14 protein-coding genes and 2 pseudogenes are annotated in these 15,676 nt (G+C 42.2%); 12 read left to right on the plus strand and 4 right to left on the minus strand.

Annotated features, from left to right (window positions below; translation table 11 throughout):
* Positions 1-185: 185 nt before the first annotated feature.
* The gene (locus GPUN_RS07865) at positions 186-1,394 is read right to left on the minus strand and encodes an NAD(P)/FAD-dependent oxidoreductase (RefSeq protein WP_040520665.1); all 1,209 of its coding nucleotides are present in this window, start codon (positions 1,392-1,394) and stop codon (positions 186-188) included.
* Positions 1,395-2,620: 1,226 nt separating this feature from the next.
* Between GPUN_RS07865 and GPUN_RS14795 the strand changes: the two genes are divergently transcribed.
* Positions 2,621-2,827, plus strand: coding sequence for a HipA domain-containing protein (locus GPUN_RS14795; RefSeq protein ID WP_369403275.1), 207 nt, complete (start codon positions 2,621-2,623; stop codon positions 2,825-2,827).
* Between the two features lie 30 nt (positions 2,828-2,857).
* A complete protein-coding gene (locus GPUN_RS14540) occupies positions 2,858-3,082 on the plus strand; it encodes a hypothetical protein (RefSeq protein WP_006005314.1) in 225 nt (74 codons plus the stop codon).
* Positions 3,083-3,263: 181 nt separating this feature from the next.
* Here the strand turns inward: GPUN_RS14540 and GPUN_RS13705 are convergent, their stop codons facing one another.
* Both GPUN_RS13705 and GPUN_RS07880 read right to left on the minus strand, forming a co-directional pair.
* Positions 3,264-4,493, minus strand: coding sequence for a ComEA family DNA-binding protein (locus GPUN_RS13705; protein ID WP_006005315.1), 1,230 nt, complete (start codon positions 4,491-4,493; stop codon positions 3,264-3,266).
* Between the two features lie 195 nt (positions 4,494-4,688).
* Positions 4,689-6,617, minus strand: coding sequence for a S9 family peptidase (locus GPUN_RS07880; RefSeq protein ID WP_081483929.1), 1,929 nt, complete (start codon positions 6,615-6,617; stop codon positions 4,689-4,691).
* Between the two features lie 268 nt (positions 6,618-6,885).
* On the opposite strand from GPUN_RS07880, the gene GPUN_RS07885 reads away from it, so the two are divergent.
* The 3 genes and pseudogenes from GPUN_RS07885 to GPUN_RS07895 form a co-directional block, all read left to right on the plus strand.
* Positions 6,886-7,140 (plus strand): type II toxin-antitoxin system Phd/YefM family antitoxin, encoded by a 255-nt coding sequence (locus tag GPUN_RS07885; protein ID WP_040520670.1) that lies wholly within the window; start codon positions 6,886-6,888, stop codon positions 7,138-7,140.
* Positions 7,133-7,396: a Txe/YoeB family addiction module toxin gene (locus GPUN_RS07890; RefSeq protein WP_006005325.1), complete on the plus strand. Its 264-nt coding sequence runs from the start codon at positions 7,133-7,135 to the stop codon at positions 7,394-7,396. The genes GPUN_RS07885 and GPUN_RS07890 overlap by 8 nt, the downstream gene beginning before the upstream one ends.
* A gap of 52 nt (positions 7,397-7,448) precedes the next feature.
* Positions 7,449-7,754, plus strand: a pseudogene (locus GPUN_RS07895) (DDE-type integrase/transposase/recombinase); the annotation flags it as partial.
* On the opposite strand, the gene GPUN_RS14640 reads toward GPUN_RS07895, so the two are convergent.
* Positions 7,720-7,866, minus strand: coding sequence for a hypothetical protein (locus tag GPUN_RS14640; protein ID WP_238528952.1), 147 nt, complete (start codon positions 7,864-7,866; stop codon positions 7,720-7,722). The pseudogene GPUN_RS07895 and the gene GPUN_RS14640 overlap by 35 nt on opposite strands.
* 297 nt (positions 7,867-8,163) lie before the next feature.
* Here GPUN_RS14640 and GPUN_RS07900 point away from each other — a divergent pair.
* The 7 genes and pseudogenes from GPUN_RS07900 to GPUN_RS07930 all read left to right on the plus strand — a co-directional run.
* Positions 8,164-8,391 (plus strand): annotated as a pseudogene (locus GPUN_RS07900) (hypothetical protein); the annotation flags it as partial.
* A gap of 350 nt (positions 8,392-8,741) precedes the next feature.
* Complete coding sequence (locus GPUN_RS07905; RefSeq protein ID WP_006005333.1) at positions 8,742-9,596, plus strand: alpha/beta hydrolase; 855 nt, start codon at positions 8,742-8,744, stop codon at positions 9,594-9,596.
* Positions 9,597-10,129: 533 nt separating this feature from the next.
* Positions 10,130-10,885, plus strand: coding sequence for a MipA/OmpV family protein (locus tag GPUN_RS13710; protein WP_006005335.1), 756 nt, complete (start codon positions 10,130-10,132; stop codon positions 10,883-10,885).
* A 146-nt stretch (positions 10,886-11,031) separates the two neighbouring features.
* On the plus strand, positions 11,032-12,243 hold the full coding sequence (locus GPUN_RS07915) for a fumarylacetoacetate hydrolase family protein (RefSeq protein ID WP_006005338.1): 1,212 nt from the start codon (positions 11,032-11,034) through the stop codon (positions 12,241-12,243).
* A 222-nt stretch (positions 12,244-12,465) separates the two neighbouring features.
* The gene (locus GPUN_RS07920) at positions 12,466-13,149 is read left to right on the plus strand and encodes a response regulator (RefSeq protein WP_006005342.1); all 684 of its coding nucleotides are present in this window, start codon (positions 12,466-12,468) and stop codon (positions 13,147-13,149) included.
* A complete protein-coding gene (locus GPUN_RS07925) occupies positions 13,146-14,531 on the plus strand; it encodes a sensor histidine kinase (protein ID WP_006005344.1) in 1,386 nt (461 codons plus the stop codon). Before GPUN_RS07920 ends, GPUN_RS07925 begins: the two co-directional genes overlap by 4 nt.
* A 311-nt stretch (positions 14,532-14,842) precedes the next feature.
* Entirely contained in the window at positions 14,843-15,394 is a 552-nt protein-coding gene (locus GPUN_RS07930) for an N-acetyltransferase (RefSeq protein WP_006005349.1), read from the plus strand.
* The last annotated feature ends 282 nt before the right edge of the window (positions 15,395-15,676 follow it).

A 15,676-nucleotide genomic window follows, 5' to 3' on the forward strand; every position in this document is an offset into this window, starting at 1 on the left:
TTTCATCCAGTGTTAAATATTATTTAATTTTACAACTACTGCACTTAATCAATACCAAATAATATTCGCAGTAAATAAATCGCCTAGATTATATTAATTGAAATTCAAATGCAGATATGAGTACTTCTAAACCTTAGCACATTGTAATAACGTGACCTGTTAGTTGGATCGTTCTAATATTAATCTCAAACAATAATAGCCTTTTCGGATAAAGCAATAAGGTGTTTATCAGGATTCTTTCTAGCTGTTAATAAATTCTTTGCAGTTATAAAGTCTGCAGGCGAATTTATGCAGTCAACGGCGAGCAGAATGTCCTCTTTAAAATACCACGCAGAGAATTTTTCCGACATTGTGTCACCGCGTAGCACTATATTATCATAACCGTGACTTAAACCAGCAATCTGAAGTTTCATATTAAATTGATCAGACCAAAACCAAGGTACGGCGTCATACGTTTTTAACTTACCGCATAAGGATGCTGCTGCACATTTTGCCTGTTCATTTGCATTTGGAACTGACTCTAGTCTTATGCGCGCTTCAGTAAAAGGGCTAGGAAATGATGCGCAGTCGCCAATAGCATATATATCGGGATCACTGGTTAACATTTGTGCGTTCACAACAATACCGTTATCTACTTCAATGCCCACTTTTTCAGCTAACATAACATTTGGTCTAACGCCTACACCAATAATGACTAAATCTGCAGGGAAGCGTTGACCATCGTTACATATCACCTCTTGTACCTGCTCCTCACCACTAAATGCCGATACCTGTGCATTGGTAACGATATTTACACCTCTAGTAGTATGAGCATTGGTATAAAATGCTGATATCTCTGGTTCGGTCACTCGCCTTAGTATACGCTCCATACTCTCTAAAATTGTAACTTCCATGCCAAAAGATCTCAGCGCGGCAGCGGCCTCTAGGCCAATATAACCACCACCTACAAGTACTGCTCGCTTCCCCTTTTTAACAAACTTACTGAGTCTATCTACATCACCAAAATCGCGCAAATAGCCTATTCCTTTAAGTGTTTCACCCGGCAAGTTAAGATAAACTGGGTTTGAGCCGATGCACAGTACTAATTTGCTATAGCTCAAAACTTTCTCGCTCGATAAGGTCACTGATTTATCGTTTTTATTAATATTCTCAACAGATTGGCCGAGGAGCATCTCTACATGATTTTTTTCATAAAATAGTTTCGATCTAAGTAGAATACTCTCTACGGATTTTCCGTCTGTTAACATAGTTTTTGAGAGTGGTGGCCGATGGTAAGGAAAATGTTTCTCGCGACCTACTATAGTGATCCCGTGTTGCCAACCCTGTTGCCTGAGGCTAGTAACTAATTGAACAGCAGCGTGGCTTGCGCCGACTATAACGATGGGTTTAGTCATTTCGAGTTTCTCCAACCACAGTGTACACTCTTAAGATATTCGTAGCTTTTAATTAGACACAAATAATAACATCAAATAGACGTATAGTCTCTTTTTTGAATGCGCGTTTCTAAATTTGCCACTATTGGCGGATTATCCGGCCAATACATAATGGTGTACTTACGAAACACTGGAATACTAAGCTCGCCGTCAGCCGCTGGTGAGCTTTGTATTTCATATTGGGAAAGTAGTAGTGTTTTTCTATCAAGGTTTTACGGATTTTATTAAATGAGGCAATACGACCGGTCAAGGTAATTGGTGGTGTGCCCTGAAGGCGGGCTTGTAGGATGGGAAACGCCATGCTGTAATTGTGATGAGGGCGGGCCCCTCGAACACGCCGATTAGGCGGTGTGTTCAAACCACCCTGAGCTGCATTTGTAAAGAGCGTTTGTGACCCGCTTTAGTGCGAGACCGAAATAAAAGACGTTTTTAGGGCTTAATCAGTATCACCATCCTTGGAGCTAGTCGTGTGATTTATGACTATAAAGCCAGTAATACCGCTGAAAAAAGATTAACACCAAATAAGTGGGTCTCCTGATCTATTCAACACGTGATGATTTTGCTGAGATGACAGCTGACAAACTGTCTTTTAGTACAGGTTTTTAGTTGAATGAAATTGTGTTTCGGTTTATGTATGTGAACGTTAACCTGAAAAGATAGGCCAAATTAGCTTCTTCACGCACATTAGCTTCCACTTATTTCTACAGAGAATATCCGGCGAATAGTATGACGGAGTCTAAGCACCTCAACAGTGCCTGCTAGCAAATTCTTTGTTTCTGTCGATGACTAGAGTTTTTATCAAGGTGCTCTAGAATCTTTTAAATAACGAATGTGCGTGTGATGGAAGCAATGTTGGGTACGTCAATGTCAGCTTATCTCAAAACCTGCCGTTGGTTTAATAATGAGAACGTAACGTTTCTATATGCGTTGTATACTAACCCATTTTCCTTGACTATCTTTCGTTCTTTTCTCACATTATGGCTTATATAAAAACCAATAGACCTCCTATGGGTTTATGTATAAATCAAGCCTTTGGAGTGAACATGCCAAAATCTGTGAATCGTTCCTATTCTAGATATACCGAAGAAGCCATTGCGCTCTTCTCTAGACTTATTCGTGCCGCCAGATTAGAGAGAAAATTAAGCGCTCCATTAACAAAAAGCTAGGCTCAAAAGGCAAAGACACTGATACGGCAGCGCTATGCTAGCTATGAAACATTATCCGAAATTATTCGCCATCGGTTTACAAAACCTAAAGATACTCTTAGAGAGCTATTCTCAAGGCTGGTGTTCAATATTTTGTGTGGCAATACCAACGACCATGCCCGCAATCACGCTGCATTTTGGGATGGAAAACATTTAAGTTTGACGCCAGCATATGATATCTGTCCGTAGGGGAGCACAGGCAATGAAGCTGGGCAAGCTATGCGTATTGTTGGTGATAACAATTTGAGTCAGTTTAAAACCTGTTTAATGGTTGCGCCCAAGTTCTTAATAAGCAAAAGCGAGGCATTTGGGATATTTGAGCACCAAATATCCGTTATTGGACAAAATTGGCAAGTCGTTTGCGATGAAGCAGAATTGAGTGAAATTGATCGTCAGTTATTTTGGCGCCGCCAGTTTTTAAACCCTTTTTCGGTTATTGAGTAACTAAAGTCTGCTCTTACCCTTAATGGCTTTGCGAAGTATATAAAGTCTCGAATTAGCACTGTTGTGACTGTCACAAATTAGTTTGGGTGTAAAGCGGCTAATCTTTGGTGAAGAATATGCGTTGTAAGTCGGTAAAACCGCACAATGTATAACCAAGCAATGTGAATACCACAAGCTCTCACTATAACGTAACACAATATTCAGCGATGTCGGCTAAACGCGCTGGCCCAATCCCATTTATTGCCTGTAATTGTAATATGTTGTTAATCGGTCGCAGGGCAATAATTGCTTTTGCGCGACCCACTCCAATGTGCGGGAGCGTTTGTAATTGTTGTAAAGTCGCCGTATTGAAATTGACAAGATGGGGCTTGCTGGCAAATTTATCTAAGTAGGCTGCGGGATGATTTGCTGCTTTTTGCTGAGGCTTATCGACCGATAGCGAGGTAAATTGCAAGCCAGCAAACTCTGCAAAAATCTGCACTAATTCGTCTTGAAATACAGTGCGCGCGCCCAACGCTAGAGCTAATTCGTCGACACTTAGTAGGGCTTCTGCTGTATCTTCAGGGCTTAGGATACCAGCTAACTGCTGTGTTAAGAGCGCCATCATAACACGTGGATCACCGGAGGCTTTATCTTCATAGCCGGCTCGTAACTGCTCTAGCTGTTGGGCGCTTGAATGTAAAATAGGCAAGGTGGTTTGCAACAAGAGCAGATTATCAGGCTGCTGCTGAAGATACTGGGCAATATGATGCGCTGCATCTTCAGCCCGCATACCTCGGCCCCAACCTGCTAAAATTAACAAGATTGCCGCCAGCAGTTCTGTTGATTGCCAATTACTGATACTAGGCTGCAATAACACCCTTGCTTTGATTAAACGGTGGGCAAATCGTGCGCCATTAACACGCTGTTTTAGGGCGTTAAATCCAGAGGGTATTGCCATCGTTAATGCAAACGCTTGGATAAGCGCCTGCCCTAAAAACTTTATGCTGTAGAACCCCGCTGAAAACAGCATATAGACCACTTGAATGCTCGCTGCATTCTTACCGCGTAACTGTATGCCGGCAATTTTGACGGAGGAACGATTGGGTTTCACCCAGTTAAAGGCGCCCAATGCATTACGCGATGATACTGTTGCCCCGGTTTTAGAGATATTTAAACGTGCAGGACCGCTGCCATAATGGCCTTGAAGAACAAAACGGCCATTTTGCATGGCAATGCGTGTATTTTTTGCGATACGTTTTGAAACACGCACACCTTGCATGGTATTGGCAGTAACCGAAACACCCGCAATTTTCGCCTGTTTACGCAGCGATACACCACCGGTGCGACTGAGACGCGCATATTTACCGCGGTGCTCAATCCGCTTTTGCTTACCGTCACTGTCTTTTTCGAAAATATTCAAAAAGCCCATATTAGTCTCCTGTTGCGATGTTTGCAGGGTATTTTACATGATGAGGCTCTGGGGAGATGGTGCGATCCGGATGTTAAAACATCAAAACAGCTGCAATTGGCTACGGATTATTGCGACGCCACATTAACAACATATCCTTTGTGCTTTGTCTTATAGCAAAATTCCTCTTTCTAAAGTATATCAGGGTGCTGAAATTCAGGGAGCATCTTGCAATGACTTCTGAGGCGGCTGTTTGAGCCAGCGGTCCATCCAGGCTTCTAGGCGACGGTACATATCGACCCGGTTAGCAGGGTCGCGAAATCGGTGCGGCTCGCCGGCATAGCTATGTGCTTCGAGCACCTTGCCGTGACGTTTAAGTTCAGCCACCGCTTGCTGATACTGCTCAAACGGTGCGATCGTGTCGCTTTCACCATGCATTAAAAGAACAGGTGTTTTTACAGCATTAAGGCGGCTGATGGTATTGCTGATCGCATAAATTTCTGGGCGCTCCTGTGGCGAACCACCATGGCCCTGAGTGGCCCACAGCTGGATCAGCCGTTCGGCATTTTCATGGGACGAAGCAAAGTCGTAGATCCCGGCCATGGGTACGGCTGCATCAAAAGCGTCCGGTGCCCGAGCGATGGCAGCCAGGCTGATGATACCGCCATAGCTATAGCCGTAAATACCAACCTTACCGCTCGACCACGGCTGGGCACGAATGTAGTCGGCGGCGGCCGCTGCATCAAGTGCCTGACCGTTGGCCCAGTCGTTTTTTGATAGGTCCTGAAAACGGCGACCAAAGCCCGAGCCTCCACGATAGTTCACTGCAAACACTACATAGCCCTGCTGGGCAAGACGCTGCTCCACTAGATTGAGCCCGTTGTAATAGGAGTGAGTTCCGCCGCCGTGGACTTGCACTACGACAGGATATGTCTTGTCTACATCGAAGCCTGGTGGCCGGAAGATAAATGCCTGAATATACAAGCCATCCCAGCTTCGATAACTGATTTCTTCAGGCACAACCAAACCCGACCAGTTGCTGGCAAATTGGGTCAGTTGGGTCAAGCTACCGCCACGCGTCGCCAGCAAGTCGATTTCTTTGCCCCGAGTCGGCGTAGAGCGCACTAGGGCGAATTCGTCGCCTTGGGGACTTTGGTCCCAATCGTGGATCAAACCTCCGGCTTGGCTCATCCGGGTTGCGACACCGCCGGCGGCCGGCAACCGCCACAATGTAACTTCGCCACGGCTATGATTGGAAAAGAACAGCTCGCTACCGTCTCCTGACCAGGCTGGCGCGCCAGGCTCACGCGCCGTGATCTGCATAGAAAGCGCCTCGGCAGTGCCATTTTTAGTATCGATAATGAACAGATCCGACATTTCGGTGTACCAATGTGCCGATTTGGCCGCACCGAACGCAGCAATGCGCAATCCATCATGCGACCAAGATGGGTCGCCTAGTCCCATAAAGGACTTGGTCAGCTGCTTTTCCTCCTGATCCTCGACATCAACTAACCACAGATCGTTTGACCAGGTATCGGTACGGTTTGAGTAGTAGGCAACTGTCGACCCATCGGGAGACCAGCTGTGAGCGAAGCGCGTTTCATCCTGTGGCATCGCGCCTTTCGTCAACTGCTGTGGCGGCGCACTGCCGTCGACCGGCACCAGCCAGAGATCTTGATGTCCTGAACGGCCACTGGCGAAAACAACCTTATCACCGTTAGGGGATGGGCGCGGGGCACGCACATCAGCTTCATCATTGGTTAGACGCTTGGCGCTGTTTGCGCCCACCTCAATTGACCACAGGTCGTTGTCATGCACGAACACGATGCCACTGCCGTTGGCAAGCCATGCGGCTGAATGGCCTTGAGTCCAGAAGCGAGTCTCATCGTCTCGGTCGACCAGATACAGGCCGCTCTTGTCGCTTCTTCGTACGTCCACGGCTAATTGCCGACCGTCCGGCGAGAAGCGCGCCGCAAACACGCCGTCATGACCGGTGCCGCGACACACCGAGACAGCGCAAAGCGCCTCCCATGAAACAGCAGTCGACGCGTCCTGGGCATGTGCATGGACATGAAAAAACAAGCCGGCGAAGCAAAACAACAAAGCAGATAAAGACGTGGACAAAAGCATGGAAGAACGTTGCATAAGATCGGGACCTCAAAACTGGAATTAGAATAGAAAAATAAAGTATGAAAAGAATAAACCACTACCCTGTTGTATGCAACAAGGGCTGATTTTGCTTTAATTTAAAGGTATCCAACGGCCTGTTAGTGCAGGTTTATGTTTAGCATCTGGGCTAAACCTGAGAACAATACAGCGATAGCTTTCAGTTAGCCTTGACTTGTACCTTATCTTGTACAACCTTGTGGTTTTAATATATACTTGTCTTCTATATTGTACATGAGGAAGCTTTATGAGAATTGTATCTTTTACAGATGCTCGAAACGGTTTAAAGGCTGTTTTGGACACAGTCGTTAATGACGCAGATACTACGATTATTACACGAAGAGATTCGGAGGATGCTGTTGTAATGTCACTTGATTATTATAACAGTTTGATGGAAACCGTTTACTTACTCAAATCACCCCAAAATGCGGCTCACTTAGCTAAATCTATCGCACAATATAAAGCAGGTGAGAACATTCAAAGGGAGTTGATTGATGAGTAAAAGGTTATTGCCATGGACTGATGAATCCTGGAAAGATTATTTGTATTGGCAAACCCAAGATAAGAAAACGCTCAAGCGTATTAATAAACTTATACTAGACGCTAGGCGTTCACCCTTTGATGGCATTGGTAAACCAGAGCCTTTAAAAGAAAATTTTACTGGTTTTTGGTCGCGTCGAATCGATGATACAAATCGTTTAGTTTATGCCGTTAAAGACAGTTCAATCATCATCATTTCTTGTCGTTACCATTATTAGAATGGAGCCCAAGAAAGCTAACAAAAACATGAATACGGACATTTTGGAAGAGCACCAAAACGCCGCAATGAAGTTCTTTAAAAAGTTATTGAAGGGCCAGCAGGCAAGGCCATTAAAGATAGTCATCGACAAATTGCGCAGTTATTGGGCTGCGAGAAGGGAAATTATGCCCAGCGTTGCTTATTCAACCCAACAATACGAAAACAATCGCTGTGAATTGTCTCATCAGCCTAGTAGACAACAAGAACGGCAAATGCGGCGGTTTACATCCCAAGGCCAAGCACAACGATTTTTAGCGTGTCATGGCATTGTAAATAATCTGTTTAGGCTTGGCCGCCATAAAATGCAAGCCGATAATGGCTGATGGTGTGGACGAGCTCGACCATATCGTTGTGACATGGTGCTTTGATGCGAGTGAAGGTGGTGCCACCCCATGAATTTTCGTTAATAGCACCTTCTAAGAACAGCATGTGGAAGTGGATATTTAGATTCAACGCGCTACCAAAGCGTTAAATAAGTGTAACAGCACCTGTCTTGGCTTGTTTAGTTGTAAAGCCTGCTCGATTGACAATGTGCGTAGATATGGCGCGGTGAATGATACCCATGACTTTACTCAATTCACTTGGATATCGAGCCAACAGCAATCCCAAAGGGATAGGAAGGCTTAAAACCCACTGACGAATCGGATAGGCCCTTCAGGAACTGTGAAGAACATCGTCTACAATAGTGTAGCACTTTCCGTCATTCTTCTAGCGCCGCAACTAGGTCGGCATATTTTATCGACTACCTTCGCCACTGTGGGCGGGCTTATCCCCTTGTTATTGTTTAGTGAAGGTACACTTTGGCCACCACTTGCAGTAGTACTTGCCGGTGGCGTTGGCTTTTCCATCATACTGACGTTGGTATTTACGCCAGTGCTTGTGGCAAGGCTTTGTAGAGTGCGCACTAAAAGCCAATCAAACGTTAAAAGCAAAGTTAGTTTGCAAGCCTCATGAGAAAATTTGTCAAATAGTGGAATACGGATTATGCTTTTTTAAGCGTTCACTTTGTATTATGGTATTGGCAATTATTATGATGTTGTTACATTTTTATTTCTTGCTGATGTATTTTCTATGCGTAAGTTTCAAGAAAGATTCAACTGTTAAACTTTATCATGTTGTCATGTTGTCATGTTGTCATGTTGTCATGTTGTCATGTTGTCAGGTAGGCAACTCGCTTGATTAAGCTACCGATACATTATGGATTTTTACAACACTATAAGGTGCTATATGAAAAATATAAAGCGGAAGTTTAATGTAGTTCACATTAGCCCATAAAGTTGAGTTTATAAAATTAAAGGAAAAATATGTCTACAAGAAATATGAGAGTCATTGGTTTATGTTTATTACTTAATGGTTGTGCAATTAACGTTACTCCAGAAAAAATCATTTATCAAGATAAGCAAGTAGTCTCACTTGATGTTGAAAAAATGCAATCAAGTTTTGATACAGATTTATCGATGGCAAAATTAAGTAAAGTATCGATAAATACTGCTGATGGCGTAATACTTAATGGGATATCGTTTATTCATCCACAAGCAAAGGTTAGTATTGTTTTATTTGGTGGTAGTGGGATGAAAATCAGTTCCTCTGTAAAAATCCTTGAACGCTTTGCGTTAATTCCTGCCAATGTTACTTGGTTTGACTATAGAGGCGTAGGAGCTAGTACTAAGAAAGAAAGTTTATCAATTGATGACTTTAAAAAAGATGCGTTAAATGTTTTTGATTTTGCTAATAAATTAAACAAACAGGATTTACCTATTATTATTCATGGTATTTCAATGGGTTCAATAATAGTGAGCGAACTTATCAATGAACGTAATATTGATGGTGTAGTACTTGATGGTGCTATAGGTTCAGTGACCGACCTCATTACTCAAACAACCCCATTATGGACAAAACTTTTTTCTACGGTGACAGTATCCCCAGAGCTTGCGTCGCTGAATAACATCGATAAGATAAGAGAGTATCAAAAACCCCTCTTGTTATTAGTCGGCGAAAATGATGAAACAACGCCAGTTAAGTTTTCACAAGCACTTTATGATGTCAGCTCAAGTAAGGTTAAAATATTAACCATAATTCCGGATATTGATCATGGCAGAACGATGAAAAAAGAAGAAGCCATATTGGCATATCAAGAATTTATAAAACAGATACCTTAACTTTTATCATTTATTTATTATTGTCTTCTTAATTCGTTGTACTTCGCAACCATATTTCCATACTTTCTCAATATTATATATTGTTGTTATGTCTAGCAATGGATTGCCTGAGACCATCAAAAGGTCGGCGTGATAGCCAACCTTTACCATGCCTTTCTTTGTTTATCCATAATACCTAAGTTATTGAATATATCTCGTAAAATGAAAGGCTGCTTTTTCGCCACGATACCACTAAGTTAGTGCAGAGCGACTTCAAATTCGAATTTCCCCCTCATATTTAATTTATAAAATTTATCTATCGGGACGGGGGATTTATTTTTAAGACACAGTGATAATTGTAGACTTATCAATAGTCACATATGGGGGATCAACAAACTCAGATATATTTTTATTTTTTGCTGATTTATTTTCTATGCGTAAGTTTCAAGAAAGATTCAACTGTTAATCTTTACCATGTTGTCTGATTGGCAACTCGATTGATTAAGCTACAGATACTTTATGGAACTGATTTTACAACATTAAAAGGTACTAATATGAAAATTATAAACTCGCTCATTACCGTTGGTTTTTTAATAGGCGCACAACAAGCATATGCAGCTGATAAATATGCTGAACCTGAATTAAGTTGGGGTGTTGGCCTAGGTATTATCATTGAAGATGAAGGTTACACTGAGCTGGATAGTGATAGCATGGCTGTACCTATATTTATCATTAATTACGGTAAGTTTTATCTAATGGGTCCTAAATTTGGCTATGAGTTATATGGCAATGATAATTATACATTCGGTTTGACTGGGAATTATCGACTGGACGGCTATGAAGCAACGGATAGTCGATATTTGACGGGCATGGATGACCGAGATGGCACTCTAGACTTAGGTGTTGAATACAGTTATGACACCGGCTTTGGAAAAATTGGCATAGGAGTCGTCGCAGATACACTAGGCAAACATGAAGGATATCAGGCGGACATTTCCTTTAGTTATCCCATTAACTTTGACAATGGCCAGCTCTCACCTTATATCGGTGCAGAATATCTTAGCGATGACTTAGTTAACTATTATTATGGTGTAAAAAGTACTGAAGCGACTCAAACACGTCAATTTTATCAGGCTGATTCTGCCGTTAACCTTGTGATGGGGATCAGAAGTACCTGGTTTTCGGGACCTCATCACAGATTTGTCGCGATGTTGGACTTTACAGTTTTTGATGACTCAATAAAAGATAGCCCGATTATTGATGTTGATCATGCAGCTAGCATGATCCTTGGTTATGCATATGTATTTTAAACCAGCTTTAGCCACAACCAAAGTGACGCCGGCACATACTTTTTATATTCGCTTTGCAAGCAAAATTGAAGGTCAGCATTTCCACAGGCTTTCTGTTGCGGCTCTAAGCCGGACGTTCTTGTAAAAAAATCACAATAGGTATAGATATGAAACATTTGAAACTGGCCACAACCGCTGCCGTTGTGATTGCTGCTGGCTTCTGGCTAATGCAGCCTGAAGACCCTGAACGTACAAACCCGTTTGACGGGGAAGCACAGCCGCTTTCCACTGGTATCCTTTCACCGCAAAAAGGTTTGACCCTTGCGCTTGAACGGATCACGCCAGACGGAGCTCCCCATGTATTGCTGGTTACCGAACTGCAAGGGGACCAGATTTCGGCAGTTGATCTGACCGCCGCAGGGCTAACCACAAAGACCGACTTCTTCGATGTTCTGACGGACGTTGGAATCGAAACACTTGTCAATATTGCGCAGGCCGATGCCAATGACCAGTTCCCGGTTGTGCAGCGCAGTTTTGGTGATCTCTTGCCTGCCGCTGGTACGGCTGCGCGACACGTGGCAAGTGGCACCAATTTCCCTGAGCATCAGGAGGAGACAGGCTCGGAGTCTGTCTTCAACTTTCCGAAATTCGGGGTCGCCACGCCACCTGTAACAACGGTTTCAACGGATGCAGACGAACTGCTCGATTACGAGGTCGAGATCTGCACAAGATTTGATCGCGACATTGAGCGTATCGAGGATTTTGATGCTGCGCAAAAAGGTTTCTTCTTGTGTGGAGATTTCAGCAACAGGAGTGTGCTGACGCGACTGATTGATCCCGACAATTTCGATTCGGGCACAGGTTTCAGCGATGCCAAAAGCGGACCGGAGCGCTTCCCCTCGGGCGGGCTGTTCGTGGTTCCACTTGACTGGGAGAGCTTTGTAAAAAACGAGCGTCTTGTCACGCAGGTCAATGACGAGATACGCCAAGACGCCCGTGCAGGCGAAATGATTCTGTCTTTCCGATCGCTGGTAGAAAAAGCGCTGGCCGATACGGAGTCCACCCGATTTCTGTACGACGACAAACAATTTCAGCTTGTAGAGAACGGCATGATCGCACGCGATCAAGTTCTGATGTCGGGCACCGCCGAAGGCGTCATTTTTATGCCGCCTAACATGAAGCAAATCGTCAGAGGCGCTATGCTTTACATAGTGAAAGGCACGTTTCTGACGGGGCAGGCTCCGTATGACGCAGTGCTCGAAAATTTTCTGGACGAAGAGCGCGCATCACTCCGGTTTCTCCAACCCGGACATCTTGTGACCCACAACTCTTCAAACATGGGGACTATTTCTGTCGTAGTGCAACGGGCTGAAAACTAACTGGTTAAGAACATTAGAGTGATGCATTAGGATCACCCTCAAATAGAAAAATGGCGGTAAACGCATCCACGCATTGGTCGTTCATCTCACGGGAGAGTTTGTGCGGGGGGGCTATGAAAAATGGCTGGATGGCAATGATAGGTGGACGCTTATTTTCAACCTTACTCATTCTAGTTGTGCTAAGTTAATATGTATCGGTAAGTTTAAGAAAAGGTTTCAAGAATGAGAATACTCATTGTCGAAGACAATCCAAAAGTAGCCAAGCTATTAAAAATAGCATGTGAAAAATTCCCTGCAAGTTGCGATATGTCAACCAGTGGAAAAATCGCAATTTCCTTATGTGAGATCACTAACTATGATGCTGTTATTCTCGACCTCGGATTACCTGATTTTGATGGTTTAGAGGTACTTAAAATCCTCAGAAAGAGAGATTATCATTTTCCCGTACTGGTATTAACCGCTAGAGGAAATATACAAGATAGAATTACCGGGCTTGATTTGGGAGCCGATGATTACCTGGTAAAACCATTTTCTATAGAAGAATTACTTGCAAGATTACGGGCATTATTACGTCGTCCAGGTACGCTAGCAGGCAGCATGCTGATCCACGGTAATATCAAACTAGATCTGTGTTCTAAGCACCTAGATATTCAGGGAGAACCTTTATTTTTAGGAAAAACTGAAATTGCTATTCTGAGTTATTTAATCAGTAATGCTGGGATCACAGTATCTAAAGATGCGATGAAAGACAGACTATATGGTTTTGATGATGATGTTAGCGAAAATGCAATTCAGGTCGCCATTCACAGACTACGTAAAAAGCTGGTTTGCGCAGGGGCGACCTTCGAATTAAAAACACTCAGGGGTATTGGATATATTTTGCATGTTGAAAAGGTTACCGCATGAAGTTATTTCGTTATTTATGGACGTTTCGTTATTCCCTTACAGCGACCTTGCTATTTGCCTATTGTATTGCTGGTATATTGTTATTCAGCTCTTTAATGGTGGCAATGCTTACGTTCAATACCGGTAATTTTGCAGATCTTGCCGCGCAAGAGCCTTCCGAAGAACTGGCTTACGATATTATGGAAGTTTTAAGTATTAACGATCAAGGAGAAATTCTGGTTAATAACCCGGACATTCTTAGTTGGGCATATGATAACTTATACGGTAATCTTGGTTTTCGGATAGTGGATAAAAATACCAATAAAATCATTAAAAGCTCAGCATCAGATGCTGTTGCAATCCAAACTTTACTACATTATTTACCTGTAGACTTATCTCCTGGTGCGATTAGATTAGACTCGAAATTAGGGCCGATCACCGGATTTCGTCTTCAGGTGAAGCTACAAGATATTGCGCTTTATATCGATGTTGCAAGAAGTGATCGCCTGGGTGAGTTTGCAAAAGAGGCAGTAATGCCAGCTATTCAAGCCAGTTTTAAAGTGATGATTTTTGCCTCTGTATTACTCTTTATTCTTGTGAGCCTAGTTTCCCTCAAATTAACAACAAGAAAAATAAAGCGCGTTTCTCTGGATGCCAATAAAATCTCACCAAACCAATTAGATCAACGTCTCAGTATCGATAAAATTCCCAATGAAATTGTGCCGTTAGCCAATGCGATTAATCGTGCTTTAGCAAGGGTTGAAGCTGGATTTGAAGAGCAAAAACGTTTTGTTGCTAACGCTGCACATGAACTTCGCACTCCTTTGACTATCATTCGTACACGCATTGAGCTGAGTGAACTACCAGACGGTTTAATCACAGATTTATTACAAGACGTAACTTATATGAGCCGCAGTGTTGAACAACTTCTTGATTTGTCCCGGGCGCAAAACTCGAGTACCTATTTACATAAGCCGATACCTATCGTCAAACCCGTGACCGATGCCTGCCAGCTTTTAGGTCCGCTGGTTCTGCGTGAAGATAAAGATCTCGAACTGATAGTAACAGGTAATAATGATTCGGTTATTTATGGTGACCACGGTGCACTGACGGTTGCCTGTAAAAATATCATTGAAAATGCAATTAAGCATGGCGACGTAAATGGATTGATCCGTGTTGAAGTCGGCGATAATTGGATAAGCTTTTCAGATAATGGTCCGGGCATAGATAAAAAAAACCAGACTCTCGCTTTACAAGCATTTTGGCGAAATAATCAATCAAGTAACGATGGCTCAGGTCTGGGTTTAGCCATCGTTAATGAAATTTGTAAAGCGCACAATGCAAAGTTAACAATTGGTCGTAGCATCAGCTTAAAAGGTGCTGAGATCACTATCCAGTTCTAAAATAAAGCAAAAGAGTATGAGTGGAATTAAGGCTATATGCTACCTTTCGTTACACCATAGACACTACTAGTTACAAAATACTGTTAGTAACTCATGTAATATTTTGTTCTTATTAATGACACAAAATATAGAGAATCATATATGAAAGAAGATATTGATGAACTGAAAAATGAATTTCGAGCAAAACTTCTATTTTGGAATAATATAAAAAGTAAAAAATTTAAATTCTTATTAATATTATTATGTTTCGGCTTGATTGGATTAAAAGTTTTTACCACTATTTTCACTTTCGACTGGCTTGCCGGGTTGTTATGACCATCAGTTTCCGCTCTCTTAACAAACATGATATTAACTATTCGAAAGTTATTGACCTTTTTTTCGAAGCTTTTCCAAAAATTCAATTGCTACCACAATGGGTTGTCAAATATAGAATGAGAAATGGTAAGGATGGTTTTGAAGTTCTTTACGAACATAATTATTGGGTCGGGTTTATCTACGCTAAAGAGTATAAAAATATTGTATTTGTAAAATTTTTTGCAATATCAGAATCGCTCCGTTCAAGTGGTTACGGAAGCAAAGTAATGGATTCAATGGGGAAAAAGTATTCAGATAAAAGGATTGTACTAAATATTGAAGAGCTGGATGAGAAAGAAGAAAATTACCAACAGAGAGTTAAGCGTAAAGCTTTTTATGAAAGTAATAAATTCAATTCTACAGGTTTTATTATAAAGGAGTTTGCTGAGCGACAAGAAATGCTTATACATGGTGGGGCTATATCTAAAAAAGAGATAGAAGCAATGTACAGACATTTTTTAGGGAACCTGTTGTTTTCTTTACTTAAACCCGAGGTACTACAAATTTAATGAATCATTCTGTAGTGGAGTATAACCTGTGGGGTCAGGTTCAATGTTATCCCTTTTTTTTTGATTATTTTTACAATATCTAACAGAATAATTTGATGATATTTTCTGGGTTTAAGTCTCTAATATAATCACTGATTATTTATCTTATAACTGGGTAAAATTAAAGTGACTACCGATGTTCGAGTCGTATTCAATCATCAAGCCGGAATAATAATGAGGTCAATCAAATTGACCATGCTAGTACTTTTTCAACGTGAGTTGTTATCATTTGTACGTTAGGAT

It is taken from the genome of Glaciecola punicea ACAM 611, assembly GCF_000252165.1.
Taxonomy (GTDB): domain Bacteria; phylum Pseudomonadota; class Gammaproteobacteria; order Enterobacterales; family Alteromonadaceae; genus Glaciecola; species Glaciecola punicea.

What these genes read in the sequence shown, in the direction of transcription:
- GPUN_RS07865 (WP_040520665.1), bottom strand. Translation starts at nt 1,394, where the DNA reads ATGACTAAACCCATCGTTATAGTCGGCGCAAGCCACGCTGCTGTTCAA.
- GPUN_RS14540 (WP_006005314.1), top strand. Translation starts at nt 2,858, where the DNA reads ATGCGTATTGTTGGTGATAACAATTTGAGTCAGTTTAAAACCTGTTTA.
- GPUN_RS13705 (WP_006005315.1), bottom strand. Translation starts at nt 4,493, where the DNA reads ATGGGCTTTTTGAATATTTTCGAAAAAGACAGTGACGGTAAGCAAAAG.
- GPUN_RS07880 (WP_081483929.1), bottom strand. Translation starts at nt 6,617, where the DNA reads ATGCAACGTTCTTCCATGCTTTTGTCCACGTCTTTATCTGCTTTGTTG.
- GPUN_RS07885 (WP_040520670.1), top strand. Translation starts at nt 6,886, where the DNA reads ATGAGAATTGTATCTTTTACAGATGCTCGAAACGGTTTAAAGGCTGTT.
- GPUN_RS07890 (WP_006005325.1), top strand. Translation starts at nt 7,133, where the DNA reads ATGAGTAAAAGGTTATTGCCATGGACTGATGAATCCTGGAAAGATTAT.
- GPUN_RS14640 (WP_238528952.1), bottom strand. Translation starts at nt 7,866, where the DNA reads ATGCTGTTCTTAGAAGGTGCTATTAACGAAAATTCATGGGGTGGCACC.
- GPUN_RS07905 (WP_006005333.1), top strand. Translation starts at nt 8,742, where the DNA reads ATGTCTACAAGAAATATGAGAGTCATTGGTTTATGTTTATTACTTAAT.
- GPUN_RS13710 (WP_006005335.1), top strand. Translation starts at nt 10,130, where the DNA reads ATGAAAATTATAAACTCGCTCATTACCGTTGGTTTTTTAATAGGCGCA.
- GPUN_RS07915 (WP_006005338.1), top strand. Translation starts at nt 11,032, where the DNA reads ATGAAACATTTGAAACTGGCCACAACCGCTGCCGTTGTGATTGCTGCT.
- GPUN_RS07920 (WP_006005342.1), top strand. Translation starts at nt 12,466, where the DNA reads ATGAGAATACTCATTGTCGAAGACAATCCAAAAGTAGCCAAGCTATTA.
- GPUN_RS07925 (WP_006005344.1), top strand. Translation starts at nt 13,146, where the DNA reads ATGAAGTTATTTCGTTATTTATGGACGTTTCGTTATTCCCTTACAGCG.
- GPUN_RS07930 (WP_006005349.1), top strand. Translation starts at nt 14,843, where the DNA reads ATGACCATCAGTTTCCGCTCTCTTAACAAACATGATATTAACTATTCG.